This is a genomic window from Nocardioides sp. CF8 (assembly GCF_000389985.1).
GTDB lineage: Bacteria > Actinomycetota > Actinomycetes > Propionibacteriales > Nocardioidaceae > Nocardioides > Nocardioides allogilvus.
On sequence record NZ_CM001852.1, the window covers coordinates 1,291,960 to 1,318,509 of the forward strand.

Sequence of the window (26,550 nt, forward strand, 5' to 3'; positions counted from 1 at the left end):
GCCTCAACGGCGCGTGGCCCGGACGACCACGTCGTGCAGCACCTTGTCGCTGCCGGGCACGGTCCGCTGCGACTCCTGAGCGGTCACGACCTCCCACGCGGCCGGGTCCAGCCGCGCCGTGATGGTGGCTGCGGTCGCCGACGCGGCGGCGGGAGGCTCGTGGCCGTGACCATGGCCGTGACCATGACCGTGGCCTCCGTGGTGGAGGTGGCCGACGATCAGCAGCGTGCCGCCGGGCGCCACCCACGTTGCGATCCGGTCGTAGAACTCCAGCTGCGGGATCGAGGGGTGCGCATAGTGCGTGGTCACCAGGTCGTACGGCGCCTCCGGCTCCCACACGGACAGGTCTGCCTCGACCCACTCCACCTGCACGCCGTTCGCGTCGGCACGTTCGGCTGCGCGTGCGAGTGCATCGGTGGCGATGTCGGCCGCGGTGACCTGCCAGCCGCACGAGGCGAGCCAGATCGCCTCGGCCCCGGCCCCGCAGCCGGCGTCGAGGGCGGTCCCGGGCGTGAGGTCAGCGACCTCCGTCAGCAAGTGCGGGTTGGGCTGGCTGGTGGCCATGGCCTGGGCGCGATCGCCCTGCCAGATCTGGTCCCAGTACTCGTTGTCGAACGTGTGCGTCACGCGGTCTCCTCGATCAAGGTGTGCTCGTCTCTTCGACAGTGACCGCCGGATGGCGGATTTGCAAACGTTGTTGCTGAACTGGCAAATTACGAGACATGTATGAGACGGACCGCACCCTCGACGGCGTGGGCCCGCGGCTGAAGCTGCTGCGTCAGCGCCGCGACAGCACGCTCAGTGAGGTGGCTCACGAGACCGGCATCTCGACCAGCACTCTGTCCCGGCTCGAGGCGGGTCTTCGTCGGCCCACCCTGGAGCAGCTGCTGCCGCTGGCACGCGCGTACGGCGTCACGCTGGACGAGCTCGTCGGCGCACCGCCCACGGGCGACCCGCGGGTGAACCTGCGCCCGATCGCCGGCAGCGGCGGCGCGACGATCCTGCCGCTGACCAACCGGCCCGGAGGCGTCCAGGCCTACAAGTTCGTGCTGCCCGCCGGTCGCGACGACGCCGAGCCCGAGCTGCGCACCCACGAGGGCTACGACTGGGCGTTCGTCCTCAACGGCCAGCTCCGCCTGGTGCTCGGCGAGCACGACCTGATCCTCGGACCGGGCGAGGCCGCCGAGTTCGACACCCGCACCCCGCACTGGTTCGGAGCCACCAGCTCAGGGCCGGTGGAGTTCCTCAGCCTCGTCGGCAAGCAGGGCGAGCGTGCGCACGTCCGGGCCGCGCCGCGAGGGAAGGGTTAGCCCGAGAACGCCCACTGGGTGACGCTGCGCGCAGGCGTCCAGCCCGTGAAGGTGCCGACGGGCGCGGCGGTCTCGACGCCGATGCGCGTCAGCTCGCCGCCGTGCTCGGTGTAGGCCTGGGCCAGGCGTTGCTCGGTCTCGAGCGTCACGCCGTGGACGACGAGCCGGCCGCCGGGCGACAGTGCGGCCAGGCAGGTGTCGAGGACACCCGGAGCGGTCGCGCCGCCGCCGATGAAGATCGCGTCGGGCCGGCGTAGGCCGGCGAGGGCGTCGGGCGCGCGGCCGGTCACCACGGACAGGCCGGGTACGCCGAGGCGCGAGGCGTTCCTCGCGATGCGGGCCGCTCGGTCGGGGTTGCCCTCGATCGCGGTGGTCGTGCAGGTCGGGTGGGCGCGCATCCACTCGATCCCGATCGAGCCGGCGCCGGCGCCGACGTCCCAGAGGTGCTCGCCGGGGACGGGCGCGAGCCGGGCCAGGGCGGAGGCGCGCAGGTCGCGCTTGGTCAGCTGGCCGTCGTGCTCGAAGGCGTCGTCGGGCAGCCCGGCTGTCCAGCCGAAGCGGGGCGGACCGACCAGCTCGAGGGCGAGGACGTGCAGCCGCGGCGACGTCTCGCGCCAGTCCTGTGCCACGCCGGTCGCGTGCGACTCCGACGGAGCGCCGAGCTCGCCGAGGACGTGCAGGGTGCTGGCGCCGTACCCCACGTCGGTCAGCAGGGCGGCGACCTGGCCGGGCGTGTGCTCGTCGGACGACAGCACGAGGACGCGCCGTCCGGGGGCGAGCTCGCGCAGCACCAGGGCGGGGTCGCGACCGACGAGGCTGACGACGGCGCACGACTCGGCCGGCCAGCCGAGCCGGGCCCGGGCGAGCGCCACCGAGGAGACAGCGGGGTGCAGGACGACGTGCTCGGCGCCGAGCACGTCGATCAGGGTCGTGCCGATGCCGGAGACGAGCGGGTCACCGGAGGCGAGGGCGACGAGGCCGGGGGACTCCGCGACCAGCTCGGCGAGCCCGGCGCGCAGTGGGGACGGCCAGGCCAGGCGCTGCTGACCGGGGACGTCCGGCAGCAGGTCGAGGTGGCGGGCGCCGCCGACGACGACGGGCGCGGCCAGGACCAGGTCGCGGAGATGGGCAGGCACCCCGGACCAGCCGTCGGCGCCGATCCCGACGACGGTCACGGCTGGCAGGGATGGACGGGGGGAGGGGGCCACGGGCCCGCACGCTATCGTCTCGGCAGGCACGAGGTGCCCTGACGGCCGGCTCATCGGAAACGTTGAGCATGCGTCGGAGGGGAGAATCTGGGAAGCCGGTGAAAGTCCGGCACAGGCCCGCTGCGGTGAATCAGGCCCCTCTCGAGGGGACCTGACAAGTCCGAAGACCGGCCTCGCGTCCGACCATTTTCTTGGCGAAGCGAGCGGGAGCCTCACATGCCACAGCACTACCCATTTTCTGCCGTCCTCGGTTGCGAGGCCGACGCGCTCGACGACATGGGCCTCGCCCTCGTCCTCACCACCATCGCGCCCGAGATCGGTGGGGTGCTGGTGCGCGGCGAGAAGGGCACGGCCAAGTCGACCACCGTCCGCGCGCTGGCGGCGGTGCTGCCGCCGGTCGACGTCTATGCCGACGACCGCTTCTCGATCGATCCGACCAACCCGTCCGCGACCTCGCCCGACGGCCCCTTCGCCGCCGACGCGTCGGTGCTCACGCGCCCGGTCCGCCTCGTCGAGCTGCCGGTGGGTGCCACCGAGGACCGCGTGCTCGGGTCGCTGCACCTCGAGCGGGCCCTGTCGCACGGCAAGGTCGAGTACGAGCCCGGACTCCTCGCCCGCGCCCACCGCGGCATCCTCTACGTCGACGAGGTCAACCTGCTCCACGACCACCTCGTCGACCTGCTGCTCGACGCTGCCGCGATGGGCCAGGTCACCATCGAGCGTGACGGTGTCTCGGTCGAGCACGCCGCCCGCTTCGTGCTGATCGGCACCATGAACCCCGAGGAGGGCGAGCTCCGCCCGCAGCTCCTCGACCGCTTCGGGCTGACCGTCGAGGTCGCCGCGCCGCGCGAGCCCACGCTGCGCGCCGAGGTCGTACGGCGACGGATGGCCTTCGACCTCGACGCGACCGCCTTCACCGAGCGCTACCGCGACCGCGACCGCTCCCTGACCGAGCGGATCTCGTCCGCTCGCGACCACCTGCCCAAGGTGCGGCTCACGGACGCCGCCCTGCTCAAGATCGCCGAGATCTGCGCCGCCTTCGAGGTCGACGGGCTGCGGGCCGACATCGTCACCGCCCGCACCGCCGTCGCGCACGCCGCCTGGGAGGGCCGCGACGAGGTCACCCGCGCCGACATCCGCCGGGCCGCGCTGCTGTCGCTGCCGCACCGCCGTCGCCGCAACCCGTTCGACGCCCCCGGCCTCGACGAGGACCTGCTCGACCAGCTGCTCGGCGACGACGAGCTGCCGCCCGAGCCGCCGGAGGGGCCGGAGGGGCCGGAGGGGCCCGACTCGCCGGAGGGCCCCGACTCGCCCGGCTCGCCCGACGACGATCCGGGACGTCATGAGGACGGGTCGTCCGAACAGCCAGATCCCATGACGTCCGAGGGGGACAGCGAGCCGCCCCTTGGACCTGAGTCTTCTCAAGACTCAGGTCCGAGCGCGGAGTCGGTGGTCGGTGCCGCGGCGGCCTACCGCCCCAAGCTCTTCACCGTCCAGGGCCTCGGTGACGGCGCCGCCGGCCGCCGCAGCCGTGCTCTCTCGCGCACCGGTCGGCGCGTGGGCGCCACGGCCGGCACGAGCGGTTCGCTGCACCTGGTCGAGACACTGCTGGCTGCAGCCGGCAAGCAACCCGCGCGGGGTCGCACGAGCGGTCGCGTCGACGTCCGGTCCGAAGACTTGAGGGTCGCCGTCCGCGAGGGCCGCGAGGCCAACCTCGTCCTCTTCTGCGTCGACGCCTCCGGCTCGATGGCCGCGCGCAAGCGGATGACCCAGGTCAAGACCGCCGTGCTGTCGCTGCTGATGGACGCCTACCGCCGCCGCGACAAGGTCGGGCTGATCACCTTCCGCGCCCAGGACGCCGAGCTCGCGCTGCCGCCGACCCACTCGGTCGAGATCGCCGCGCAGCGCCTGGACGAGCTTCCGGCCGGGGGGCGTACGCCGCTGGCCGCAGGTCTCCTCGAGGCCGCGACCGTGCTGCGGCGCGAGCGGCTGCGTGACCCGCGGCTCCGGCCGTTGCTGGTGGTGGTGACCGACGGTCGCGCCACCGACGGACCCGACGCCGTGGCCCGTTCCCTGCAGGCCGCGGAGCACCTCGCCGGCCTGCGTGTCACCACGATCGTCATCGACTCCGAGTCCGGCCCGCTGCGGCTCGGGCTCGCCGCCCGGCTGGCCGACGTGCTCGGCGCCGAGCACCTCCCGGTCGCCGAGGTCAGCGCCGAGTCGCTGGCCGGCACCGTCCGGACGCACACCGAGAGAGGGGTGGCCTGATGCCGAAGGGCCAGCCGATCGCCGTACCGGACGACGGGCTCACCACCCGGCAGCGCCGCAACCGCCCGCTGGTGATGGTGCACACGGGCGACGGGAAGGGGAAGTCGACTGCCGCTTTCGGGGTCGGCATCCGCGGCTGGAACCAGGGCTGGAAGGTCGGCGTCTTCCAGTTCGTGAAGTCCGCCAAGTGGCGCATCGGCGAGCAGACCGTGCTCGAGCGCCTGGGCAGCCTGCACGAGGAGACCGGCGAGGGCGGTCCCGTCGAGTGGCACAAGATGGGCTCGGGCTGGTCCTGGACCCGCAAGCACGGCGACGACGTCGACCACGCGGCCGCGGCCGTCGAGGGCTGGCAGGAGATCAAGCGCCGCCTCGCCGAGGAGACCCACGACCTGCTGATCCTCGACGAGTTCACCTATCCGATGAAGTGGGGCTGGGTCGATGTCGACGACGTCGTCGAGACGCTCCGCGACCGGCCGGGCTTCCAGCACGTCGTCATCACCGGCCGCAACGCGGACCCCAGGCTCGTCGAGGTCGCCGACCTGGTCACCGAGATGACCAAGGTCAAGCACCCGATGGACGCCGGCCAGAAGGGACAGAAGGGCATCGAGTGGTGACCCTGCCCGTGACCCTGCCGAGGCTGGTGATTGCCGCTCCCAGCACCGGGCAGGGCAAGACCACCATCGCGACGGGCCTCCTCGCGGCGCTTCGAAACGCCGGGCAGAGCGTCAGCGGGCACAAGGTCGGCCCCGACTACATCGATCCCGGCTACCACGCGCTCGCCTCCGGTCGTCCCGGTCGCAACCTCGACCCGCACCTCGTCGGCGAGGAGCGGGTCGTGCCGCTGCTGCTGCACGGCGCGCGGGGTGCCGATGTCGCGGTGATCGAGGGCGTGATGGGCCTGCACGACGGGCGGATCGGGACCGACGGCTTCGCCTCGACGGCCCACGTCGCCGCCCTCACGCAGTCACCGGTCGTGCTCGTCCTCGACATCGCCCGCCAGTCGCGCACGGTCGCGGCGATCGCGGCGGGTATGGCGACGTACGACCCGACCATCGAGATCGCCGGCGTCGTCCTCAACAACGCGGGCTCCGAGCGCAACATCGAGGAGATCCGGCGCGCCCTCTCGCTGCCCGTGCTCGGCGTGCTGCCGCGCGACGAGGACCTCGCCACCCCGTCGCGACACCTCGGGCTGGTGCCCGCGGCCGAGCGCGACGAATCGGTCGCGATGGTCGCGCGGCTGGGGGAGCAGGTCGCCAAGCACCTCGACCTCGACGCACTCCTCGACGTCGCGCGCTCGGCGCCCGACCTCGACGCAACGCCCTGGGACCCGGCGCTCCACATCAGCCCTGCGGGAGCCGGTCGTCCCGTCGTCGCCGTCGCCGGCGGACGCGCCTTCACGTTCCGCTACCCCGAGACCGAGGAGCTGCTAAGCGCGGCCGGGTGCGAGGTCGTCGCCTTCGACCCGCTGCGCGACCGCCGCCTGCCTGCGGGCACGCAGGCGATCTACCTCGGTGGCGGCTTCCCCGAGGTGTACGCCGCCGAGCTGGCCGCCAACCGGAGCCTGCTCGACGACCTGGGCGACGCGGTCCGGGCGGGCGTCCCCACGGTCGCGGAGTGTGCGGGGCTGCTCTACCTCGCCGCGACCCTCGACGGCGTGGCGATGGCAGGCGTCGTGCCGACCGACGCCGCGATGGGCAGCCGCCTGACGCTGCGCTACCCGACCGCGACCGCGCTCACCGACTCGCTGCTGACGCGGGTGGGAGAGCAGGTGACGGGGCACGAGTTCCACAAGACGTCGGTCACCTCGGACGGTGACGCGTGGGGGATCGACGGTGCCCCGACCGGGTTCGCGACCGACACCTGGCACGCGTCCTACCTGCACGTGCACTGGGCCGGGCACCCCGCGCTCGCGCAGCGGTTCGCGGACGCGGCGCACGCAGCCGTGCCGCACGTCTCCTCGCCCGTGGTCGAGCCCGACCCGGTCGACCCCTTGCGCCACCACGGCGACGTCGAGGCGGCTCCCGGCCTGCTCGACCTCGCCGTCAACGTCTTCGTGGGCGAGCGCCCGGTGTGGCTCGACGACGCCCTGCACGCCGCCATCGGTGACACCGCCTATCCCGACGCGGCGCCGGCGCTGGCTGCCCTCGCGCGGTTCGTGGAGCGGCCCGCCGATGAGGTGCTGCCCACCGCGGGAGCCGCGGAGGCGTTCACCCTGATCGCCCGCCAGCCGTGGCGGCACCCGGTCGTGGTGCACCCGCAGTTCACCGAGCCGCACGCCGCCCTGGAGCAGGCGGGCCACACGGTCGAGACCGTGCTCTGCCGGTCCGACTCCACCCTCGATCCGTCGACCGTCCCGGACGCGGCCGACCTGGTCGTGATCGGCAACCCGACCAACCCGACCGGGGTGCTGCATCCCGCGTCGCTGATCCGGGCGCTCCGGAGGCCGGGCCGGCTCGTCGTCGTCGACGAGGCGTTCATGGACGCCGTGCCCGGCGAGGTCGAGTCGCTGGTGCGCGAGCGCCTCGACGGTGTGGTGGTCATCCGCAGCCTCACCAAGCACTGGTCGATCCCCGGCATCCGCGCCGGCTACCTCACCGGCGACCCTGCGTTCGTCCGCGACCTCGCCCGCGCCCAGACCCCGTGGTCGGTCGCCGGGCCGGCGGTCGCCGCGCTCGTCGCGTGCAGCAACGATCGCGCCGCCGCCGAGTCGGCCGACCGTGCCCTGACGCTGGGCCGGTGGCGCGACCACCTCGTCGCGGGACTCACCGAGCGCGGCATCGAGCACGTGCCCTCGTCGGCCCCGTTCGTGCTGGCCCGCCTCGGAGGCGCCCGGCTGTCCCTGCGCGATGTCGGCATCGCCGTACGCCGATGCGACACGTTCCCCGGACTCGACCCCACCTGGGCGCGCATCGCCGTGCGCCCCGAACCCCTCACCGACCGCTTCCTCGTCGCGCTCGACCACCTCGACCCATGAAGGACCCCGCCATGGCCTACGTCGCCGCCCCCTCCGGCATCGCCCGCACCCACGCCACCAAGCGGCTGGCCGCGCTCGCCACCCCGCCCGGTGCACTCGGCCGGCTCGGCGACCTCGCCGTGTGGGTCGCGGCCTGCCAGGGCCAGGTGCCGCCGGTGCCGGTCGACAACGTCCGGCTCGTCATCTTCGCCGGTGACCACGGCGTCGCCGGCCACGGTGTGTCGGCGTTCCCGCCGGCGATCACCGGGGCGATGGTGCGGACCTTCCTGCACGGCAAGGCGGGCGTCAACGCGCTGGCCGGCGCCCACGGCGTCGCCGTCCGCGTTCTCGACCTCGGCGTGGACGAGGACTTCGAGGACCTCGCGCCGGAGGTGCGCGACGCCCTGACCGCGCACAAGGTCCGTCGCGGCAGCGGCGCCATCCACCTCGAGGACGCCCTGACCCTCGAGGAGACCCGGGCCGCCCTGGCCGCTGGTGCGGCGGTCGCGCGCGAGGAGATCGCCGCCGGCGCGCAGCTGCTGATCAGCGGTGACATGGGCATCGGCAACACCACCCCCGCCGCGGCCCTGGTCGCGGCCGGGCTCGGCCTGCCCGCCTCGGAGGTCGTGGGTCGCGGCACCGGCATCGACGACGCCGCCCTGCTGCACAAGACCGCGGTGATCGACGCCGCACTGGCCCGGGCCGGCGCCCGCACCGACGACCCGGTCGAGACCCTCGCCGCCCTCGGCAGCGCCGACCTCGCTGCGAGCACCGGCTTCCTGCTCGCTGCCGCCCAGGAGGGTCGCCCGGTGCTGCTCGACGGCCTGATGAGCGTCGCCTGCGCGCTCACCGCCGATCGCATCGAGCCCGGCGCTGCGGGGTGGTACGCCGCCGGCCACCGCTCCACCGAGCCGGCCCAGTCGCTCGCGCTGGCGAAGATGGGGCTCGAGCCGCTCCTCGACCTCGGGCTGCGCCTCGGCGAGGGCTCGGGCGCCGTCGCCGCCGTGCCGGTCGTGCGCAGCGCCGCCGCCCTGCTGCGCGACGTCGCGCTGCTCTCGGAGCTCATGCCCTGATGCTCATCGATGCGTGGCGGCTCGCGGTCGGGACGCTGACCGCGATCCCGGTGCGTCCGCCGTCGGCCGTCGACCGCCGACGGGCCGCGGCCGCGATGCTGCTCGCGCCGCTCGCGGTCCTGCCCCTCGGACTCGTGGTCGTCGGTGTCGTGCTGGTCGGCCAGTGGCTGGGGCTGCCGCCCCTCGTCACCGCGCTGCTCGCGGTCGGCGCCGTCGTCCTCGGCAACCGCGCCTTTCACCTCGACGGGCTCTCCGACACCGTCGACGGGCTGGCCGCTTCCTACGACCGCTCACGGTCGCTCGAGGTGATGAAGTCGGGCACGTCCGGCCCGGCCGGCGTGGTGGCGGTGGTGCTGGTGCTCGGGCTCCAGGTCGCTGCGCTGGCCTCGGTGCTCTCCCTGTCGTGGCGCGGCGCCGTCCTCGCCGGCGTCGCCGTCTGCCTGTCGCGTGCGGCGCTGGTGGTGTGCTGCGCGCGCGGGGTCCAGGCTGCTCGTGCCGACGGGCTGGGGCTGACCTACACCCGGACCGTGCCGCGTCCGGTCGTCCTCCTCGTGTGGCTCGTCGTCGGCCTCCTGCTCGCGCTGACCGGCGCCTGGGCCGGCCTGCCGTGGTGGCGTGGCGCGCTCGCGGCGGCCCTCGCGCTGGGGGTCGTGGTCGCGGTCATCGCCCGCACCACCCGTCGCTTCGGCGGGGTCACCGGTGACGTCTTCGGGGCTTCGATCGAGCTCGCCCTCGCCGCCCTCCTGGTGGGGCTCTCATGAGGGCCCGCGCCGCCGGCCTGCTGCTCGGCTGGGCCGCCGACCGGGCCTTAGGCGACCCGCAGCGCTTCCACCCCGTCGCCGGCTTCGGCACGACGGCGTCGTCCCACGAGCGCGTCCTGTACGCCGACTCGCGGGCGCGCGGAGCCGTGCACACCGGCGTCCTCGTCGGTGGGGTTGTCGTGCTCGGCCTGCTCGCCGAGCGTCCCCGGGCAGCTCGTGTCCTCACCACGGCCGTCGCGACGTGGGCCGTGCTCGGCGGGCGGTCACTGGAACGCGAAGCGCTCGCCGTACACACCCATCTCGTCGCCTCAGACCTGCCCGCGGCGCGGCAGCGGCTCACCCACCTCGTCGGTCGCGACACGGCCGCGCTCGACGAGTCGCAGGTCGCGCGGGCGGTCGTCGAGTCGGTCGCGGAGAACACCTCCGACGCGGTCGTCGCCCCGCTGGTGTGGGGAGCGGTGTGCGGAGTCCCGGGTCTCCTCGGCTACCGCGCGGTCAACACCCTCGACGCGATGGTGGGCCACCACAACGCCCGCTACGAGAACTTCGGCTGGGCCTCGGCTCGCCTCGATGACGTCGCCAACCTGCCCGGTTCGCGGCTGTCGGGACTGCTGGTGATGGTCGCCGCACCCGGGCGAGCGAAGGTCGCCCTGCAGACCTGGCGCCGCGACGCGGCCGACCACCCGAGCCCCAACGGCGGCGTCGTCGAGTCGGCGTTCGCGGGTGCCCTGGGCATCCGGCTGGGCGGCACGAACACCTACTACGGCGAGCGGGTCGAGCACCGCGCGGTGATGGGGGACGGCCGCGACGCGCGGCCCGACGACATCACCCGATCCACAGTGCTGGCGCGGCGCGTGGGCCTTCTCGCGGCCCTGACGACGGCCGCGATTTCGGTCCGTGGCGGGTGGACCAAGCGGGTCCGCGGTCCGCTAGGGTGAGCGTCAACGACCACATGGAAGCCGGTGGAATTCCGGCACAGTCGCGCTACTGTGACATCGCCTCAGCCTTCGGGCCGGGTGGTGGAGTCAGACCCGCGTGGTCGTCCAACCCCAACAACCAGGGACGCACGCATCCCTGAGGAGGACACATGTCGCATTCTGTCGCGGCCCCGGTCACCGGTGCCCCCGCTCTCCCCACCGTCGAGCTCCGGGAGCTGGCCCCCTGGGCGCTCTTCTTCGGACTGCTCGGGTCGCTGGTCATCTTCTTCATCAGCGCCGACCAGGGCGCCGTCTCGATCCCCGCGGGCACCGCGATCCACGAGTGGGTCCACGACGCGCGGCACCTCATGGGCTACCCCTGCCACTGATCAGTCACTGATCACCCGGTAGCACCACTTCTCCTCTCTTCTCGCCGCCCGGGCGAGCGCGCGCTGACGCGCGCCCCGGTGTCTGTCGGCGACCCCTGGAAACGGAAAACTCAATGAACGCACGCGCATTTCTTGTCCGCGGCCTGCTGGCCGGCCTGATCGCCGGCCTGGCCGCCTTCCTCGTGGCCAACGTGGTCGGCGAGCCCCACGTCGAGTCGGCGATCGCGCTGGAGGAAGCGGGAGCAGCGACCGCCTCCGACGGGCACAGCCACTCACACGACGAGGACGAGGTCTTCGAGGTCTCCCGCACCAACCAGTCGACCTGGGGACTGCTGACCGGCTCGCTCGCGATCGGCGTCGCCCTGGGCGGCCTGGTCTCGTTGGTCGCCGCTGGAACCCTCGGTCGCCTCGGCCGGCTGCTGCCCGGGCAGTCGACGGCTCTCGTCGCGCTGATCGGCTTCGTGTCGGTCGCGCTGGTGCCGTTCCTGAAGTACCCCGCGACCCCGCCCGCCGTCGGCAGTGGCGACACCATCGGGGACCGGACCGCTCTCTACTTCGGCTTCCTGCTGCTCTCGGTCGCCGCGGCGGCGCTGGCGACGTACGCCGCCTGCCGGTTGCGCTCCAGGATCGGGACGTTCGGCGGCGTGGTCCTCGGTGCCGCCGCCTACCTCGTCGTGGTCGTCGTCGCCGCGCTGGTGTTCGCCCCCGTCAACGAGCTGGGCGACTTCCCGGCCGACACCCTGTGGTCCTTCCGGCTGTCGTCGGTGCTGACGCTGGCGACGCTCTGGGGCGTCCTCGGGGTGGCGCTGACCGGGCTGGTGATCCGGCTCTACGCGCAGGAGAGCGCCGTCGCCCAGCGGCGAGAGCTCGCCGCCAGCCTCTAGGGGTGTCCCGCGAAGTTCATTTACGTAAATGAACTTCGCGGGGGAGCCGGTGGCTCTCGACGGGAGTGCCCTCGACCAGGTGCGAGCGCACGATCGAGCGCGCGGCGGCAGGGTCGACGGCGCCGTACCAGACGTCGTCGGGCTGGACGCTGACGACGGGAGCCTGGTTGCAGGGGAACTGGCAGCCGGTGTGGGTGACGAGCACGTCGTCGTCGCCCAGCCCGGCCTGCGCCAGCCCGAGGACCAGCGCGCGCATGGACTCCTCCGACCCGACAGCGGTGCAGCGCGGCCCGCGGCAGATAAGCACCTGCCGCACATGGCCAGGGACGGACTCCCAGGCGGCGGACGTGACGCCGGCTTCGGCCCCGGTGATCGGCTTCAGGTCGAGCAGCACGTCGTCGACGGACGACAGTGACGTGACCAGCCGGGTCGCGACGGTGACGACCGGGCGGGCGCCCGCGCGCTCACGCCACCAGTGGCCGGCGATCCGCCGCAGCCACGAGTGCGCGGGGGCGAGCGGCCCGAGGTTGACCCCGACGAGCGTGATCGACGATGCGCCCGAGTCAGCCAGCCGGGTCAGCTCCAGCGACAACGACGGGTCGCCCATCTGCAGGAAGGCCACGGAGGCTCGGCGAGATGCGGCCTCAGCCTGCAACGACGAGCGGCGGTCCACGTCGGTGACCGACATCCCGACCAGCACCAGCGCGCTCACAGCCGCAGCACCCGTCCGGCGACCACGAGGTGCACCTCGTCGCAGGCCGTCGCGAGCCGCTGGTTGACCAGCCCGAGCAGGTCGCGAAAGAGCCGTCCGGAGCGGTGGGAGGGGATGACGCCGAGCCCGACCTCGTTGGTCACCAGCACGACGTCGTGCCGCGTGGCCAGCACCGCGACGACCTCGTCGAGCACGCCGTCGACGACCGCGGTCGCGGAGTCGGAGGGCGCCTCCCACAACGAGCGCGCGTCCAGCACGGCGGTCAGCCAGGTGCCGAGGCAGTCGACGAGGACCGGCCCGTCGACGGCCAGGGCGTCGCTCAGGTCGGACGTCTCGAGCGTCACCCACGATGAGGGCCGGCGCACCCGATGCGCGGCGATCCGCGCGACCCAGTCGGGATCGGTGTCGTCGCTCGGTCCGGGCGCGACGTAGGTGACCGTCGTGCACGACGACAGCAGCGACTCCGCGTGCCGCGACTTGCCCGAGCGCACGCCGCCGGTGACGAGGACCTTCATGCCAGCTCCCTGCGTGACAACGACTTCGCCCAGGCGACCGCGTCGGCCACGTCGTGCACGGTCCGCACCCCTGGCGGAGGTGGCGGTCGGCGTACGACGACGACGGCGACGCCGAGCTCGGCCGCCGCGTCCAGCTTGGGCCGGGTGTAGGACCCGCCGGAGTCCTTGGTGACGAGCACGTCGGTGCGGTGCTCGCGCAGCACGGTCAGCTCGTCGGCCAGCGTGTAGGGCCCGCGGTCGGTGACCAGCTGCCAGGCAGGGGGGAGCGGGATCGTGGGTACGTCGACGACGCGCGCCAGCGCCGGGAGGTGCCCGAGCGCAGGGACGAAGCGGGCCAGCTCCTGCCGCCCGACGGTGAGGAACGGACGCGATCCCAGCGAGGCCGCCGTGGTCGCGGCCGCAGCGTGGGTGTCGACGTGGTGCCAGGCCGGGTCGGGCGCCCAGCCGGGACGTTCGAGCCGCAGCAGCGGGACGTCCGTGCACGCGGCGGCGGCGTTGGTGCTCATCCCGAGCGCGAACGGGTGGGTCGCGTCGACGACTGCGTCGTAGTCGGCCAGCGCCGCCCGCAGTCCGGGGACGCCGCCGAAGCCGCCGATGCGGACCTTCCCGACGGGCAGGCGCGGCCGGGCGACTCGTCCCGCGAGCGAGGAGGTGACGTCGATGCCGGCCTCGACGAGATCGGCGGCGAGCGCGCGGGCCTCGCTCGTGCCGCCGAGCAGCAGCAACCTCATGCGGCACCTCCGGGAGGCAGGACCGGCAGCCCCGAGGGGGCGCCGGAGCGGGCGAGCGCGAGCAGGGCGTCCACGTCGAGGTGCTCCTCGACGAGGTCGCCGAGCCGGTCGAGCCGGGCCGACCGGGCAGCGGGGAAGGACACAGCGGACGGCTCCAGGCCGAGCGCGGAAGACAGGAACGCGCGCCGGAGCTCATCGCCCTCCAAGCTGCCGTGCCACATCGTGCCGAAGACCGAGCCGGACCGCACTCCGCCGAGGAACGCCTCGCCGGAGCCGACCGTGATCCGCCCGTGGTGGATCTCGTAGCCCGACGCGTCGACGCCCAGCGCCGTACCGGACGGAAGGCGCAGGACCTTCTCGGGCGAGAACGACGTGGTGACGTCGAGCAGCCCGAGCCCGTCGACCGTGACACCGGGAGCGCCCTCGACGCCGGACGGATCGCTGACCGACGCACCGAGCATCTGGAAGCCGCCGCAGATGCCGAGCACGGGCCGGCCGCGAGCCGCGTGGGCGCGGATCGCGACGTCGAGCCCGCGCGAGCGGAGCCAAGCGAGGTCGCTGATCGTCGCGCGGGTGCCGGGCAGCACGACCAGGTCGGCGTCGGCGAGGTCGCGCGGGTCGGCGGCGAACACGACGTCGAGACCGGGCTCGAGCCCGAGCGCGTCGACATCGGTGAAGTTGCTGATCCGGGGCAGTCGAACGACCGCCACGCGGCAGCGTGCGCCGGAGTCACTGCGCCGCCCGTCGAGGTCGAGCGCGTCCTCCGAGTCCAGCCACAGCGTCGGGTCCCACGGCAGCACGCCGTAGACCCGTCGCCCGGTCAGCGACGACAGCGAGTCGAGCCCGGGGGAGAGCAGGTCGAGGTCACCCCTGAACTTGTTGACGACGAACCCCGCGACCAGCGCCTGGTCCGCCGCGTCCAGCAGTGCGACCGTCCCGAACATCGCCGCGAAGACCCCGCCCCGGTCGATGTCGCCGACCACCACGGTCGGGGTCGACGCGTGCCGCGCGAGGCCCATGTTGACGTAGTCGCTGGCGCGCAGGTTGATCTCGGTCGGGCTTCCGGCCCCCTCGGCGACGACGACCTCGAAGCGCGCGGACAGGTCGTCATAGGCCGCGTACGCGGCCTGCGCGAGGTGCCGCCGGCCGGTCTGCCAGTCGCTCGAGGAGACGTCGCCCGCGGGCTGCCCCATCAGCACGACGTGGCTGCGGCGGTCGGAGCCGGGCTTGAGCAGGACGGGGTTCATCGCGGGCTCCGGCGTCACCTTCGCGGCGAGCGCCTGCACCCACTGCGCGCGCCCGATCTCCGCGGTCGTGCCGTCGGCGGCCACGCAGACCATCGAGTTGTTCGACATGTTCTGGGCCTTGTACGGCGCCACGCTGACCCCGCGCCGCGCGAAGGCGCGGCACAGCCCGGTCGTCACGACGCTCTTGCCGGCGTCGGACGTGGTGCCGGCGACAAGCAGCCCGCTCATGAAGGTGCCCGCAGGAGGTAGACGTCCATCACCCAGCCAGCCGCCTCGCGGGCGCGGTCCCGGGCGGCGAGGACGTCGTCGTGCACGTCACCGACCCGGCCGGCGACCAGCTCCTCGGACGGCGTGCCCAGGTTGGCGCCCCACCAGATCGACCAGTCGTCGAGCCCGGTCAGGTCGAGGCTGCCGGTCAGCATCACGACGAGGTTGGCCTGCCCCGCCGCGATGTCGTCGTGCAACCGCCGGGCGGTGGTGACGTGCACCGGCTGGCCGACCTCGTGCAGCACCACCCGGTGCCGTGCGGCCAAGAGCTGCGGAGCGCTGATGCCGGGGAGCACGTCCCACTCGAGGGGGAGCCGGGCGGCGAGCTGCTCGACGATGCGGATGGTCGAGTCGTAGAACGACGGGTCGCCCCACACCAGGAACGCCGCGTCGCCGCCGCGCTCGCGCAGCACCTGCTCGTAGGCAGCCACCCTCGCCTCGTGCCAGTCGCGGACGGCGGCGGGGTAGTCCGCCGGGTCGGCCCGGTCACGAGGGGGATCCGGGACCGCGACCACCTCGACGCCGTACGCCGATGCGATGGCGCGGCGAGCGACGAGCAGGTCGTCGGCAGGGCCCTTGTCGGCGGCGACGACGTAGTCGCACGACCGCAGCGCGTCCGCGACCTCGAGGGTCACGTGCTGCGGTCCCATGCCCACGCCCAGGACCCGGAGCCTCACGCGCGGGAGTCCGCTCCGTCATCCTCGAGGTCACCCTCGACCTCGAGGTAGACCTGCTGCATCGCGGCCATGACGTCGGGATCCGGCGCCTCCCACAGCCCCCGCTCGGCGGCCTCGTGGAGCCGCTCGACGATCCCGCGCAGTGCCCACGGGTTCGACGTCCGCAGGAAGGCCTGGTTGGTCTCGTCGAGGACGTATTCAGTCGCGAGCTTCTCGTACATCCAGTCGTGCACGACCCCGGCGGTGGCGTCGAAGCCGTAGAGGTAGTCGACGGTGGCGGCCAGCTCGAAGGCGCCCTTGTAGCCGTGGCGCTGCATCGCGGCGATCCAGCGCGGGTTGACCACGCGGGAGCGGAAGACGCGCGCGGTCTCCTCGGCGAGGGTGCGGGTGCGGACCGCGTCGGGCGTGGTCGAGTCACCGACGTAGGCCTTCGGGTCGGATCCGGTCAGCGCACGGACCGTGGCGATCATGCCGCCGTGGTACTGGAAGTAGTCGTCGGAGTCGGCGATGTCGTGCTCGAGGCTGTCGACGTTCTTGGCCGCGACCTTGATCCGGCGGTAGTTGGCGCGCATGTCGTCGGCCGCCGGGGCGCCGTCGAGGCCGCGGCCGTAGGCGAAGCCGCCCCACGCGGTGTAGACCTCGGCGAGGTCCTTGTCGTCGCGCCAGGAGCCGGACTCGACGACCTGCAGGATGCCGGCGCCGTAGGACCCCGGCTTGGAACCGAAGATGCGCGTCGTCGCCCGCCGCTCGTCGCCGTGCGACGCCAGGTCGGCCTGCGCGTGCGCCCGCACGTAGTTGTCCTCGTCCGACTCCTCCAACGAAGCCACCATCTGCACGGCGTCGTCGAGCATCGCCACGACGTGCGGGAAGGCGTCCCGGAAGAAGCCCGAGATGCGCACCGTGACGTCGATCCGGGGGCGACCCAGCTCCGCGAGCGGCACCACGATGAGCTCGCGCACGCGGCGCGACTCGGCATCCCACTCGGGGCGTACGCCGAGGAGCGCGAGCACCTCGGCGATGTCGTCGCCGGAGGTGCGCATCGCGGAGGTGCCCCACACCGAGAGCCCCACCGACGCGGGGTAGGACCCGGTCTCGTCGAGGTAGCGCTGCAGCAGCGAGTCGGCCATCGACTGGCCGGTCTGCCACGCCAGCCGCGACGGCACCGCGCGCGGGTCGACGGTGTAGAAGTTGCGCCCGGTCGGCAGCACGTTGACCAGCCCGCGCAACGGCGAGCCGCTGGGGCCGGCCGGCACGAAGCCGCCGTCGAGGGCGTGCAGCACGGCGGTCAGCTCGTCGGCCGTGCCGGCGAGGCGGGGCACGACCTCGGTGGCCGCGAAGGCCAGCACCCGCTGGACCTCCGCGTCCTCGTGGAGATCAACGGCAGCCGCAGGGTCCCAGCCGGCCTTCTCCATCTGCTCGACCAGACCACGGGCCTGGGCCTCGAAGACGTCGACAGCCGCCCCCGTGGCGGCGTCGACGTCGACGAGGCCCAGGGCCGCTCGCAGGCCGGGGACGGCGTTGCCGACCCCGCCCCACACCTGGGCGGCGCGCAGGATCGCGAGCACCAGGTTGACCCGGGGCTCACCGACCGGTGCCTCGCCGAGGATGTGCAGCCCGTCGCGGATCTGCGCGTCCTTGATCTCGCACAGCCAGCCGTCGACGTGCAGGATGAAGTCGTCGAAGTCGTCGTCGTCGGGGCGTTCCTCGAGACCGAGGTCCTTGTGCAGCTGGGCTGCCTGCATCAGGGTCCAGATCTCCCCGCGCACGGCCGGGAGCTTGGCCGGGTCCATCGCCGCGATGTTGCCGTACTCGTCGAGCAGCTGCTCGAGGCGCGCGATGTCGCCGTAGGCCTCGGCGCGGGCCATCGGCGGCACGAGGTGGTCGACGATCGTCGCGTGGGCGCGGCGCTTGGCCTGCGCTCCCTCGCCCGGGTCGTTGACGAGGAAGGGATAGATCAGCGGCAGGTCGCCGAGCGCGGCGTCGGTGCCGCACGACGCGGAGAGTGCGGCGTTCTTGCCCGGCAGCCACTCCAGCGAGCCGTGCTTGCCGAGGTGGACCACGGCGTCGGCCCCGAATCCCCGCTCGATCCAGCGATAGGCGCCGAGGTAGTGGTGGCTGGGTGCGAGGTCGGGGTCGTGGTAGATCGCGACCGGGTTCTCCCCGAAGCCGCGCGGCGGCTGGATCAGCAGCACGACGTTGCCGGCCTGCAGGGTGGCGAGCACCAGCTCGCCCGAGTCGTTGACGAACAGCTTGCCCGGGGCCGGGCCCCACGCCTCGACCATCGCGTCGCGCAGGTCGGCGGGCAGGTCACGAGTCCACTCGTCGTACGCCGCTGGGCTGATGCGCACGTGGGCGTCGGTCAGCTGCCCCGACGTCAGCCACTCCTCGTCCTGGCCGCCGGCGGCGATCAGGGCGTGGATGAGGGCGTCGCCGGACTCGGTGTCGGTGCCGCTGCCGTCGAGGATGTCGAGGATCGCGTTGTCGGAGCCGAGGTCGTAGCCCGCGTCCCGCAGGCGCCGCAGCAGCCGGACGGCCGACACCGGGGTGTCGAGGCCGACCGCGTTGCCGATCCGGGAGTGCTTGGTCGGGTAGGCCGAGAGCACCAGCGCCAGCTTCTTCTCGGCGTTGGGGACGGTGCGCAGCCGCGCGTGCCGCACGGCGATGCCGGCGACCCGGGCGCAGCGCTCGGGGTCGGCGACGTAGGACGGCAGTCCGTCGGCGTCGATCTCCTTGAAGGAGAACGGCGCGGTGATGATGCGGCCGTCGAACTCCGGGATCGCGATCTGGGTCGCGGAGTCGAGCGGGGTCACGCCGTCGTCGGAGGCCTCCCAGTCCGCCCGGCTGCTGGTCAGGCACAGCCCCTGCAGCACCGGGATGTCCAGCGCGGCGATCCGGGCGACGTCCCAGGCCTCGTCGTCGCCACCCGCGCTGGCGGTCGACGGCACGCTGCCGCCGGCGGCGAGCACGGTCACGACCAGTGCGTCGAGGGTGCCCAGCTCGGTGAAGAGCTCGTCGGGTGCGGCGCGCAGGGAGCCGGCGAAGATGGGGACGCCGACGGCCTGGCCGGTCGCGTCCACGGCGTCGGCGAGGGCGTGCGCGAAGGCGGTGTTGCCGCTCGCCTCGTGGGCGCGGTAGTAGAGCACCCCGATGCGCGGGAGCGTGTCCGAGACCGTCGGGCGGGCGCCGTACCCCCAGGACGGCAGGACGGCGGGCGGGTCGAAGCCCTCGCCGGTCAGCAGCACCGTGTCGGAGAGGAAGGCGTGCAGCTGGCGCAGGTTGTCCGGGCCGCCCTCGGCGAGGTAGCGGTGGGCCTCGGCGGCGACACCGATCGGCACCGACGAGAGCTCCATCAGCTCGGCGTTGGGCTGCTGCTCGCCGCCGAGCACGACGACCGGCGTCGTGGTCGCGGCGACCCGGGTGAAGCCCGAGCAGAGGTCCTGCGGGGAGCCGAGCAGCCGGCCGACGACCAGGTCGCAGCCCTCGATCACCTCGGCCATCGACTGGTGGCCCGGACGCGCCGGGTTGGCGACGACGTAGTCGGCCCCCGAGGCCCGCGCGGAGAGCAAGTCGGTGTCGGACGTGGAGAGCAGGGCGATGCGCACAGCCGGAGTTCCTCCTCCGGGGTTCTCGCCCCGGCTAACGGTCGGATGTGCCCGAGGTGAGTGTCTGGCTGAATCCCCTACGGGATTTCACAGTGGCGGAACCGCCCCGGAGTCTCACCGGGTTCCTCATGCCTAGGGCGCTGCCAGCGTACGGGAGACTGTCCGTCGTGCAGCAGCCGGTCTACCTCGTCAGGCACGGTCAGTCGGAGTGGAATGTCCTCCGCCTGACCCAGGGACAGACGACTCATCCGCCGTTGACGGCGCTGGGACGCGAGCAGGCGGCCGCAGCGGCCGAGGACCTCGCCGACGAGCTGACCGGGGGAGTGCGCCTGCTCACCAGCGACCTCGTGCGCGCCGTCGAGACCGCCCGCATCATCGGCGACCGGCTCGGTGTCGCTCCGGTGCTCGACGAGCGGCTCCGGGAGCAGCACCTCGGGTCCCTGGAGGGGCGCGGCTACGAGGAGACCTGGGCCGAGGCCGAGCGGCACGACTGGTCCGACCCCGAGCTCCCGCTCGCGGGCGGCGAGTCCGTCGCGGACGTACGGCGACGGATGGCCGCGGTCCTGGCCGACCTCGACCCGGCCATCCCTACGATCCTCGTCAGCCACGGCGACGCGATCCGCTCCGCCCTGGCCCACCTCCGCGGGCACTCGCTGACCGACGCGCCGTGGGTCGACGTGCCCAACGGATCGATCACCCGCCTCGAAGGAGTCCTGGCATGAACCGCCTGCGCCATCGGACGGGCGACGTCATCCCCCTCGGCGAGGCGACGCGGACCTGGTTCGCGATCTCGCTGCAGACCTTCGGCGGCCCGGCCGGCCAGATCGCCGTCATGCAGTACAAGCTCGTCGACGAGAAGCGCTGGATCGGCCAGCAGCGCTTCCTGCACGCCCTCAACTACTGCATGCTGCTGCCCGGCCCCGAGGCCCAGCAGCTCGCGATCTACACCGGCTGGCTGCTCAACGGCAGCCTCGGCGGCCTGATCGCCGGCATCCTGTTCGTGCTGCCCGGGGTGCTGGCGATGCTCGCCCTCTCCGCGGTCTACATCGGCGCCGGCGACACCTCGGTCGTGACCGGCCTGTTCGTCGGCCTTGCGCCCGCGGTGATCGCGATCGTCGTGCACGCGGTCCGGCGGGTGAGCGGTCGCGCCCTGCACCACCCCCTGCTGGTCGTGATGGCGGTGGCGTCGTTCGTCGCGCTGACCGCCTTCGGCGTCCCCTTCCCGGTGGTGATCGTCGTGGCGGGCGTGGTCGGGTGGCTGCTGCGGGGCCTCATCGGCACGGCACCGTCCGGGCACGGGGCGGCGGGCGACGTACCCCCACCGCTGATCAGCGACGAGGCGCTCCACCACGACCCGCCGTCGCGCCGTCGCTCGCTGACGATCCTGGGACTCGGCGTCGTGCTGTGGTTCACCCCGGTCGCCGCAGCGGCCCTCGTCTTCTCCCGCGACAGCGTCTTCGTGGACCAGGGGCTGTTCTTCTCCGGCGCCGCGGTCGTCACCTTCGGCGGCGCCTACGCCGTCCTGTCCTACGTCGCCCAGCAGGCCGTCACGGTCTACGGCTGGCTGGCGCCGGGGGAGATGGTCAAGGGCCTCGCGCTCGCCGAGACCACGCCGGGACCGCTGATCATGGTCGTGCAGTTCGTCGCTTTCGTCGGCGCCTACCGCAACCCCGCGTCGCTCGATCCGTGGGTCGCGGCCGTCCTCGCCTCGCTGCTCGTGACGTGGGTGACGTTCGTGCCGTGCTTCCTGTTCATCTTCCTGGGGGCGCCGTACGTCGAGCGCCTCCGCAGCAACACCCACCTCGGCGCCGCGCTCACCGGGGTCACCGCGGCCGTCGTCGGGGTGATCGCCAACCTCGCGGTGTTCTTCGCGCTGCACACCCTCTTCGAGCTGCAGCGCCGGATCGGCTGGGGCCCGGTCGACCTGTCGGTGCCGGTCCTGTCGTCGTGGGACCCGGTCGCGTTCGCGCTGACCGGCCTCGCGCTGGCGATGGTCTTCTGGCTCAAGTGGTCGACGCTGCGGGTCCTCGGGGTGTGCGCCGCGCTGGGGCTGCTGGTCACCCTCCTGTCCTGACCCTCAGTCCTCCGAGAGGTGTGGGTCAGCCAGGAGATATTGCGTGACCTTGCCCTGGTGCTCGCGGTCGTGGTGGCGGACCGGCTCGGGCACCATCCGCCCCTCCGCGCTGTCCCAGAACTGGTCGATGCGGCGAGCGACCATCCGTGCGACCCGACCCGGCACGCCCCGGTGGGGGATGAATGGGTGCGGCCGGGTCGGCGCCTTCACGGTGGCATGGTGGAGGCGGGTCGCGAGGTCCTCCTCCGCAGGCTCGTCGACCAGGGCGGCGACGAGCTGGTGCTCCAGGTCGACGACGGTGTCGAACTCGCGGCGCACGTCGGTCCAGATGGACGGCCAGCTGCGCCGTACGGCGTAGGTCGAGCCGTAGAGCTTGGCCTTCACCTGGGCGAGCGTCTCCTCGTAGCGGCGGCTCGCGTGCACGAAGTCGACGGCGAGGTCGTGGCCACCGGGGAGCCGGTGCACGAGCGGCGCGATCGCGTCGACCATCCCGGCGTTGTGCCGGCTGGCGACCGCCAGGAACGTGTCGATGGCGCCGTAGTGGTCACGAGGATGTCGCACGTCGGGCCGGGCCGCGGAAGCTTGGTCGAGCCGGTGCTCGAGGTCGCGGTGGATGCTGTCCAGGTCGTGCCCGAGAGTGATCACGGCGCTCATCTCCTTCGGCGGACCGTGTGCCTCCAGTGTCCTCCGATCTGGCAGAGAAACAAGGCGTCAGGCGGGCCAGGTCTTCGCGACCAGTGTCAGCACGTCGTACGTCGCCACGGGCTCTCCGGAGGCGTTGACGACCGTCGCGTCCCAGCGGACCTCGCCGTAGTCGGCATTGGATCGCGGGGTGATCTGCTTGACCGTCAAGGTGACCTGGATCGAGTCGTCGGCCTTGACCGGCGTCAGGAACCGCAGCCGGTCGACGCCGAAGTTGGCGAGCACCGGGCCCGGGTCGGGGTCGACGAAGAGGCCGGCCGCGAGCGAGACGACGAGGTAGCCGTGGGCCACGATCCCGCCGAACAGCGGGTTCTTGGCAGCCGCCTCCTCGTCGGTGTGGGCGTAGAACGTGTCGCCGGTGAACTCCGCGAAGTGCTCGATGTCGTCGAGCGTGACCGTGCGCGTCGCCGAGCTGATCGTGTCGCCGATCGCGAGGTCCGCGAGCGATTTGCGGAAGGGGTGGACGTCGGTCTCCGTGCGGGTGGAGCCGCTGATCCACTGCCCGGTGATCGCAGTGAGCATGTCGGGGGAGCCCTGGATTGCCGAGCGCTGCATGTGGTGCAGCACGGCCCGGATGCCGCCGAGCTCCTCGCCACCGCCGGCCCGGCCCGGCCCGCCGTGCACCAGGACAGGCAGGGGAGAGCCGTGTCCGGTCGACTCGGCCGCGCTGGTCCGGTCGAGCACGAGCAGCCGCCCGTGCCACGGCGCGAGGCCGAGGGTGACGGCGCGCGCGACGGCCGGGTCGTGGGTGACGATCGAACCCACGAGGCTGCCCTGTCCGCGCGCCGCCAGCCGGACGGCGTCGTCGAGGTCGGCGTACGAGATGACCGTCGCGACCGGGCCGAAGGGCTCGATGTCGTGCGGCTCGCTGGCGCCGGGGTGGGCGCGCAGCAGGACCGGTGACATGAAGGCGCCGGTCTCCGCGTCGGCGTCGACGACCTCGACGACGTCGGGGTTGCCGAAGACGATCTCGGCGGAGGCACGCAGCGCCTGGACTGCCTTGCGGACCTCGTCGCGCTGGGCGAGCGAGGCGAGGGCGCCCATGCGGACGCCGTCGCTGGTCGGGTGCCCGACGGTGATCTCCGCGAGTCGCGCGGAGATCGCGGCCACCACGTCGTCGGCGATGGTCTCCGGCACGAGCACCCGCCGGATGGCGGTGCACTTCTGGCCGGCCTTGACCGTCATCTCGGTGACGACGCCCTTGACGAACAACTCGAACTCGGGCTCGTCGACACCCACGTCGGTGCCGAGGATGGAGCAGTTCAGGGAGTCGGCCTCGATGCCGAGCTGCACGCCGCCGTGCAGCACCGACGGGTGCTGGCGCAGGTGGGCGCCGGTCGAGGCGGAGCCGGTGAAGGCGACCGAGTCCTGCGCACCGAGCTCGTCGAGCAACCCGGCCGGCGACCCGCACAGCAGCTGCAGGCTGCCCTCCGGCAAGAGTCCCGAGTCGATGATGCGGCGGACGACGGCCTCGGTCACGTAGGCCGTCTGGCTCGCGGGCTTGACGATCGTCGGGAGGCCGGCGAGGAAGGCCGGCGCGAGCTTCTCGAGCATGCCCCAGACCGGGAAGTTGAACGCATTGATCTGTACGGCGACGCCGGGGCGCGACGTGTAGAGGTGCTGCCCCAGGAAGGTGCCCTCGCGGCCGAGCCGTTCGGGCTGGCCGTCGAGGACGACGACGTCGTTGGGCAGCTCGCGGGTGCCCTTCGACGCGATCGAGAAGACCGTGCCGATGCCGCCGTCGATGTCGACCATCGAGTCCCGCTGCGTCGCGCCGGTGCGGGCGGACAGGGCGTAGAACTCGTCCTTGTGCTCCCCGAGCATCTTCGCCATCGCCTTGAGGGCGGCGGCGCGCTCGTGGAAGGTCAGGGCGCGGACCGCGGGCCCGCCGATCTCGCGCGCATGGGCGGTCATCGCGGCGAGGTCGAGGCCGGTCGAGGAGATCCGCGCGACCTCCTCCCCGGTGCTCGCGTCGAGGAGGGGCTCGCCCTCGTCGGTCGCGCGGAACCAGGTGCCGCAGGAGTAGCTGGCGAGCATTGCGGTGTCTGAGGTCACCGTGCCAGACTATTACCGACCGATCGGTCTGTAAATAAGGAAGGTCGCCGTGACGGACACCGTGCAAGCCGACAGGCAAGCCGACTTCGAGCGCACCATCGAGCGCCACGACCGCATCGAGCCGCGCGACTGGATGCCGGAGAAGTACCGCGCCACCGTCGTGCGCCAGGTCGCGCAGCACGCCCACTCCGAGATCATCGGCATGCAGCCCGAGGGCAACTGGCTCACCCGCGCCCCGAGCCTGCGTCGCAAGGCGATCCTGCTCGCCAAGGTGCAGGACGAGGCCGGACACGGGCTCTACCTCTACTCCGCCTGCGAGACGCTCGGCGTCACCCGCGGCGAGCTGACCCAGAAGCTGATCGACGGCCGGCAGAAGTACTCCTCGATCTTCAACTACCCCGCCCTGTCCTACGCCGACGTCGGCACCATCGGCTGGCTGGTCGACGGCGCAGCGATCTGCAACCAGGTGCCGCTGTGCCGCACCTCCTACGGCCCCTATGGCCGCGCGATGATCCGCATCTGCAAGGAGGAGTCCTTCCACCAGCGCCAGGGCTTCGAGCTGCTGATGACGATGATGAGCGGCACCGACGAGCAGCGCGCGATGGTGCAGGAGTCGGTCGACCGCTTCTGGTGGCCGGCGCTGATGATGTTCGGCCCGCCCGACGCCGAGTCGCCCAACACCGCGCAGTCGATGGCGTGGGGGATCAAGCGCGACACCAACGACGACCTGCGGCAGAAGTTCGTCGACATGTCCGTCCCACAGGCCAGGGCCCTCGGTGTCACGTTGCCCGACCCGGACCTCGCGTGGAACGAGGAGCGCGGCCACCACGACTTCGGCCAGCCCGACTGGCACGAGTTCGCGGCCGTCGTCGCCGGCTCCGGTCCCTGCAACGCCCAGCGCATCGCGCACCGCAAGCGCGCCCACGACGAAGGGGCCTGGGTGCGCGAAGCAGCCACGGCCTTCGCTGCCAAGGAGACACAGTGACCGTCCAGCCCGAGTGGCCCCTCTACGAGATCTTCGTGCGCGGCAAGCGCGGCCTCAACCACGTCCACGTCGGCTCGCTGCACGCCGCCGACGACGAGATGGCGCTGCGCCACGCCCGCGACGTCTACACCCGCCGCAACGAGGGCGTCAGCATCTGGGCGGTCCGCGCCGACCTGATCGTCGCCTCCAGCCCCGACGAGAAGGACCCGCTCTTCGCGCCGGCCGGCGACAAGGTCTACCGGCACCCGACCTTCTACGCCATCCCCGACGACGTCCCCCACATGTGATCACCATGGAATCCCACGATCTCGACCTCGACCACGACTCCGTCTACGACGGACTGCTCGGCGGCGACCCCTCGCAGTGGGCCTTCGGGACCGACTTCGAGGACCCGCTCGCGGGCGTCGACACGACGATCCCCGCGGGCGTCGACGGCGCGACGCTGGCGGCCTACTGCCTGATGCTCGGTGACGACGCGTTGGTCTACGCCCACCGGCTCTCGGAGTGGACCAGCAACGCGCCCGACCTCGAGGACGACATCGCGCTGGCCAACATCGCGCTCGACCTGCTCGGCCAGGCGCGACTCCTGCTCGCCCGGGCGGCGGCTGCCGACGCCGGCGTGGTGCCGGGCCTGCCCGAGGGCTCGCCCGTCCCGGCCGAGGACGCGCTCGCGTTCTTCCGCGACGAGCTGGCCTTCCGCAACGTCCGCTTCGTCGAGGCCGTCAACGGCGACTTCGCCGTCACGATCGCGCGCCTGCTGCTGTTCGCGACGCACCGGCTCGCGCTGCTGCAAGGCCTGGTCCCCAGCGTCGACCCGGTGCTGGCCGCCATCGCCGCGAAGGGCGTCAAGGAGGTCACCTACCACCGCGACTACGCCGCCCGCTGGTTCGTCACGCTCGCCCAGGGCACCGACGAGTCGCGTCGCCGGCTGCTCGCCGGGCTGCAGACGGTCTGGCCGACGTACGCCGAGCTGTTCCGCTGCTCCGACGTCGAGGCCGTGGCCGCGAGGCAGGCGTTCGGGGTCGACCCGCGAGTCCTGGAGCCCGAGGTCGATTCCGTCGTCGACCACGTCCTCGCCACGAGCGGCCTCGAGCGCCCCGACCTGCCGCCGTCGGGCACCCGCCCGCTCGGCCGCGAGGGCCAGCACACCGAGGCGATGGGACACCTGCTCGCCGAGCTGCAGGTCGTCGCCCGCGCCCACCCGATGGGGAAGTGGTGAC

Annotated in this window: 24 protein-coding genes and 2 riboswitches; of the genes, 14 read left to right on the forward strand and 10 right to left on the reverse strand. The window is 72.9% G+C overall.

Features of this window, described 5'->3' with window-relative positions; translation table 11 throughout:
* Positions 1-3: 3 nt before the first annotated feature.
* Positions 4-714, reverse strand: coding sequence for a class I SAM-dependent methyltransferase (locus tag CF8_RS06355; RefSeq protein ID WP_332248908.1), 711 nt, complete (start codon positions 712-714; stop codon positions 4-6).
* Positions 715-722: 8 nt separating this feature from the next.
* Here CF8_RS06355 and CF8_RS06360 point away from each other — a divergent pair, with 8 nt between their 5' ends.
* Entirely contained in the window at positions 723-1,310 is a 588-nt protein-coding gene (locus CF8_RS06360; protein ID WP_010832306.1) for a helix-turn-helix domain-containing protein, read from the forward strand.
* On the opposite strand, the gene CF8_RS06365 is transcribed toward CF8_RS06360, so the two are convergent.
* On the reverse strand, positions 1,307-2,485 hold the full coding sequence (locus CF8_RS06365) for a bifunctional cobalt-precorrin-7 (C(5))-methyltransferase/cobalt-precorrin-6B (C(15))-methyltransferase (protein WP_010832307.1): 1,179 nt from the start codon (positions 2,483-2,485) through the stop codon (positions 1,307-1,309). The genes CF8_RS06360 and CF8_RS06365 overlap by 4 nt on opposite strands.
* A 47-nt stretch (positions 2,486-2,532) precedes the next feature.
* Positions 2,533-2,708, forward strand: a riboswitch (cobalamin riboswitch).
* A gap of 26 nt (positions 2,709-2,734) precedes the next feature.
* Here CF8_RS06365 and CF8_RS06370 point away from each other — a divergent pair.
* From CF8_RS06370 to CF8_RS06405, 8 genes are all read left to right on the forward strand, one after another.
* Positions 2,735-4,786, forward strand: coding sequence for a VWA domain-containing protein (locus tag CF8_RS06370; protein ID WP_010832308.1), 2,052 nt, complete (start codon positions 2,735-2,737; stop codon positions 4,784-4,786).
* The gene (gene cobO / locus CF8_RS06375) at positions 4,786-5,400 is read left to right on the forward strand and encodes a cob(I)yrinic acid a,c-diamide adenosyltransferase (RefSeq protein ID WP_010832309.1); all 615 of its coding nucleotides are present in this window, start codon (positions 4,786-4,788) and stop codon (positions 5,398-5,400) included. The genes CF8_RS06370 and cobO overlap by 1 nt, the downstream gene beginning before the upstream one ends.
* An 8-nt stretch (positions 5,401-5,408) precedes the next feature.
* Positions 5,409-7,760 carry a cobyrinate a,c-diamide synthase gene (locus CF8_RS06380; protein ID WP_408635550.1) on the forward strand — a complete coding sequence of 784 codons (2,352 nt, stop codon included), beginning with the start codon at positions 5,409-5,411 and terminating at the stop codon, positions 7,758-7,760.
* Entirely contained in the window at positions 7,757-8,812 is a 1,056-nt protein-coding gene (cobT, locus tag CF8_RS06385) for a nicotinate-nucleotide--dimethylbenzimidazole phosphoribosyltransferase (RefSeq protein ID WP_010832311.1), read from the forward strand. The genes CF8_RS06380 and cobT overlap by 4 nt, the downstream gene beginning before the upstream one ends.
* Positions 8,812-9,573: an adenosylcobinamide-GDP ribazoletransferase gene (locus CF8_RS06390; protein WP_010832312.1), complete on the forward strand. Its 762-nt coding sequence runs from the start codon at positions 8,812-8,814 to the stop codon at positions 9,571-9,573. The genes cobT and CF8_RS06390 overlap by 1 nt, the downstream gene beginning before the upstream one ends.
* Positions 9,570-10,511 (forward strand): cobalamin biosynthesis protein, encoded by a 942-nt coding sequence (locus CF8_RS06395; protein WP_010832313.1) that lies wholly within the window; start codon positions 9,570-9,572, stop codon positions 10,509-10,511. Before CF8_RS06390 ends, CF8_RS06395 begins: the two co-directional genes overlap by 4 nt.
* A gap of 149 nt (positions 10,512-10,660) precedes the next feature.
* Positions 10,661-10,879 carry a CbtB domain-containing protein gene (locus CF8_RS06400; protein ID WP_036490415.1) on the forward strand — a complete coding sequence of 73 codons (219 nt, stop codon included), beginning with the start codon at positions 10,661-10,663 and terminating at the stop codon, positions 10,877-10,879.
* Between the two features lie 113 nt (positions 10,880-10,992).
* Complete coding sequence (locus tag CF8_RS06405; RefSeq protein WP_010832314.1) at positions 10,993-11,763, forward strand: CbtA family protein; 771 nt, start codon at positions 10,993-10,995, stop codon at positions 11,761-11,763.
* 16 nt (positions 11,764-11,779) lie between these two features.
* On the opposite strand, the gene CF8_RS06410 is transcribed toward CF8_RS06405, so the two are convergent.
* From CF8_RS06410 to cobN, 6 genes are read right to left on the reverse strand one after another with little or no spacing between them, the layout of a single operon-like run.
* The gene (locus CF8_RS06410; RefSeq protein ID WP_010832315.1) at positions 11,780-12,475 is read right to left on the reverse strand and encodes a (2Fe-2S) ferredoxin domain-containing protein; all 696 of its coding nucleotides are present in this window, start codon (positions 12,473-12,475) and stop codon (positions 11,780-11,782) included.
* Positions 12,472-12,990, reverse strand: coding sequence for a bifunctional adenosylcobinamide kinase/adenosylcobinamide-phosphate guanylyltransferase (locus CF8_RS06415; RefSeq protein WP_010832316.1), 519 nt, complete (start codon positions 12,988-12,990; stop codon positions 12,472-12,474). The genes CF8_RS06410 and CF8_RS06415 overlap by 4 nt, the downstream gene beginning before the upstream one ends.
* Positions 12,987-13,721, reverse strand: coding sequence for a cobalt-precorrin-6A reductase (locus tag CF8_RS06420; protein ID WP_010832317.1), 735 nt, complete (start codon positions 13,719-13,721; stop codon positions 12,987-12,989). The genes CF8_RS06415 and CF8_RS06420 overlap by 4 nt, the downstream gene beginning before the upstream one ends.
* Entirely contained in the window at positions 13,718-15,196 is a 1,479-nt protein-coding gene (locus CF8_RS06425) for a cobyric acid synthase (RefSeq protein WP_010832318.1), read from the reverse strand. Before CF8_RS06425 ends, CF8_RS06420 begins: the two co-directional genes overlap by 4 nt.
* A complete protein-coding gene (cobF, locus tag CF8_RS06430; RefSeq protein WP_036490417.1) occupies positions 15,193-15,912 on the reverse strand; it encodes a precorrin-6A synthase (deacetylating) in 720 nt (239 codons plus the stop codon). The genes CF8_RS06425 and cobF overlap by 4 nt, the downstream gene beginning before the upstream one ends.
* Positions 15,909-19,514, reverse strand: a complete 3,606-nt coding sequence (gene cobN, locus CF8_RS06435) for a cobaltochelatase subunit CobN (protein WP_010832320.1) — start codon at positions 19,512-19,514, stop codon at positions 15,909-15,911. Before cobN ends, cobF begins: the two co-directional genes overlap by 4 nt.
* A 38-nt stretch (positions 19,515-19,552) precedes the next feature.
* Positions 19,553-19,665, reverse strand: a riboswitch (cobalamin riboswitch).
* Between the two features lie 16 nt (positions 19,666-19,681).
* On the opposite strand from cobN, the gene CF8_RS06440 reads away from it, so the two are divergent.
* Positions 19,682-20,236 carry a histidine phosphatase family protein gene (locus tag CF8_RS06440; RefSeq protein ID WP_010832321.1) on the forward strand — a complete coding sequence of 185 codons (555 nt, stop codon included), beginning with the start codon at positions 19,682-19,684 and terminating at the stop codon, positions 20,234-20,236.
* Positions 20,233-21,588 (forward strand): chromate efflux transporter, encoded by a 1,356-nt coding sequence (gene chrA, locus CF8_RS06445; protein ID WP_010832322.1) that lies wholly within the window; start codon positions 20,233-20,235, stop codon positions 21,586-21,588. Before CF8_RS06440 ends, chrA begins: the two co-directional genes overlap by 4 nt.
* Positions 21,589-21,591: 3 nt before the next feature.
* Here the strand turns inward: chrA and CF8_RS06450 are convergent, their stop codons facing one another.
* Together CF8_RS06450 and paaZ are read right to left on the reverse strand one after the other, a co-directional pair.
* Positions 21,592-22,233: a hypothetical protein gene (locus CF8_RS06450; protein WP_156887165.1), complete on the reverse strand. Its 642-nt coding sequence runs from the start codon at positions 22,231-22,233 to the stop codon at positions 21,592-21,594.
* A 66-nt stretch (positions 22,234-22,299) separates the two neighbouring features.
* Positions 22,300-24,345 (reverse strand): phenylacetic acid degradation bifunctional protein PaaZ, encoded by a 2,046-nt coding sequence (gene paaZ, locus CF8_RS06455; RefSeq protein ID WP_010832324.1) that lies wholly within the window; start codon positions 24,343-24,345, stop codon positions 22,300-22,302.
* A gap of 49 nt (positions 24,346-24,394) precedes the next feature.
* Here paaZ and paaA point away from each other — a divergent pair, with 49 nt between their 5' ends.
* From paaA to paaC, 3 genes are read left to right on the forward strand one after another with little or no spacing between them, the layout of a single operon-like run.
* Positions 24,395-25,330 carry a 1,2-phenylacetyl-CoA epoxidase subunit PaaA gene (gene paaA, locus CF8_RS06460; protein WP_010832325.1) on the forward strand — a complete coding sequence of 312 codons (936 nt, stop codon included), beginning with the start codon at positions 24,395-24,397 and terminating at the stop codon, positions 25,328-25,330.
* Positions 25,327-25,617, forward strand: a complete 291-nt coding sequence (gene paaB / locus CF8_RS06465) for a 1,2-phenylacetyl-CoA epoxidase subunit PaaB (RefSeq protein WP_010832326.1) — start codon at positions 25,327-25,329, stop codon at positions 25,615-25,617. Before paaA ends, paaB begins: the two co-directional genes overlap by 4 nt.
* A gap of 5 nt (positions 25,618-25,622) precedes the next feature.
* The gene (gene paaC / locus CF8_RS06470) at positions 25,623-26,549 is read left to right on the forward strand and encodes a 1,2-phenylacetyl-CoA epoxidase subunit PaaC (protein ID WP_036492369.1); all 927 of its coding nucleotides are present in this window, start codon (positions 25,623-25,625) and stop codon (positions 26,547-26,549) included.
* Position 26,550: the final 1 nt, after the last annotated feature.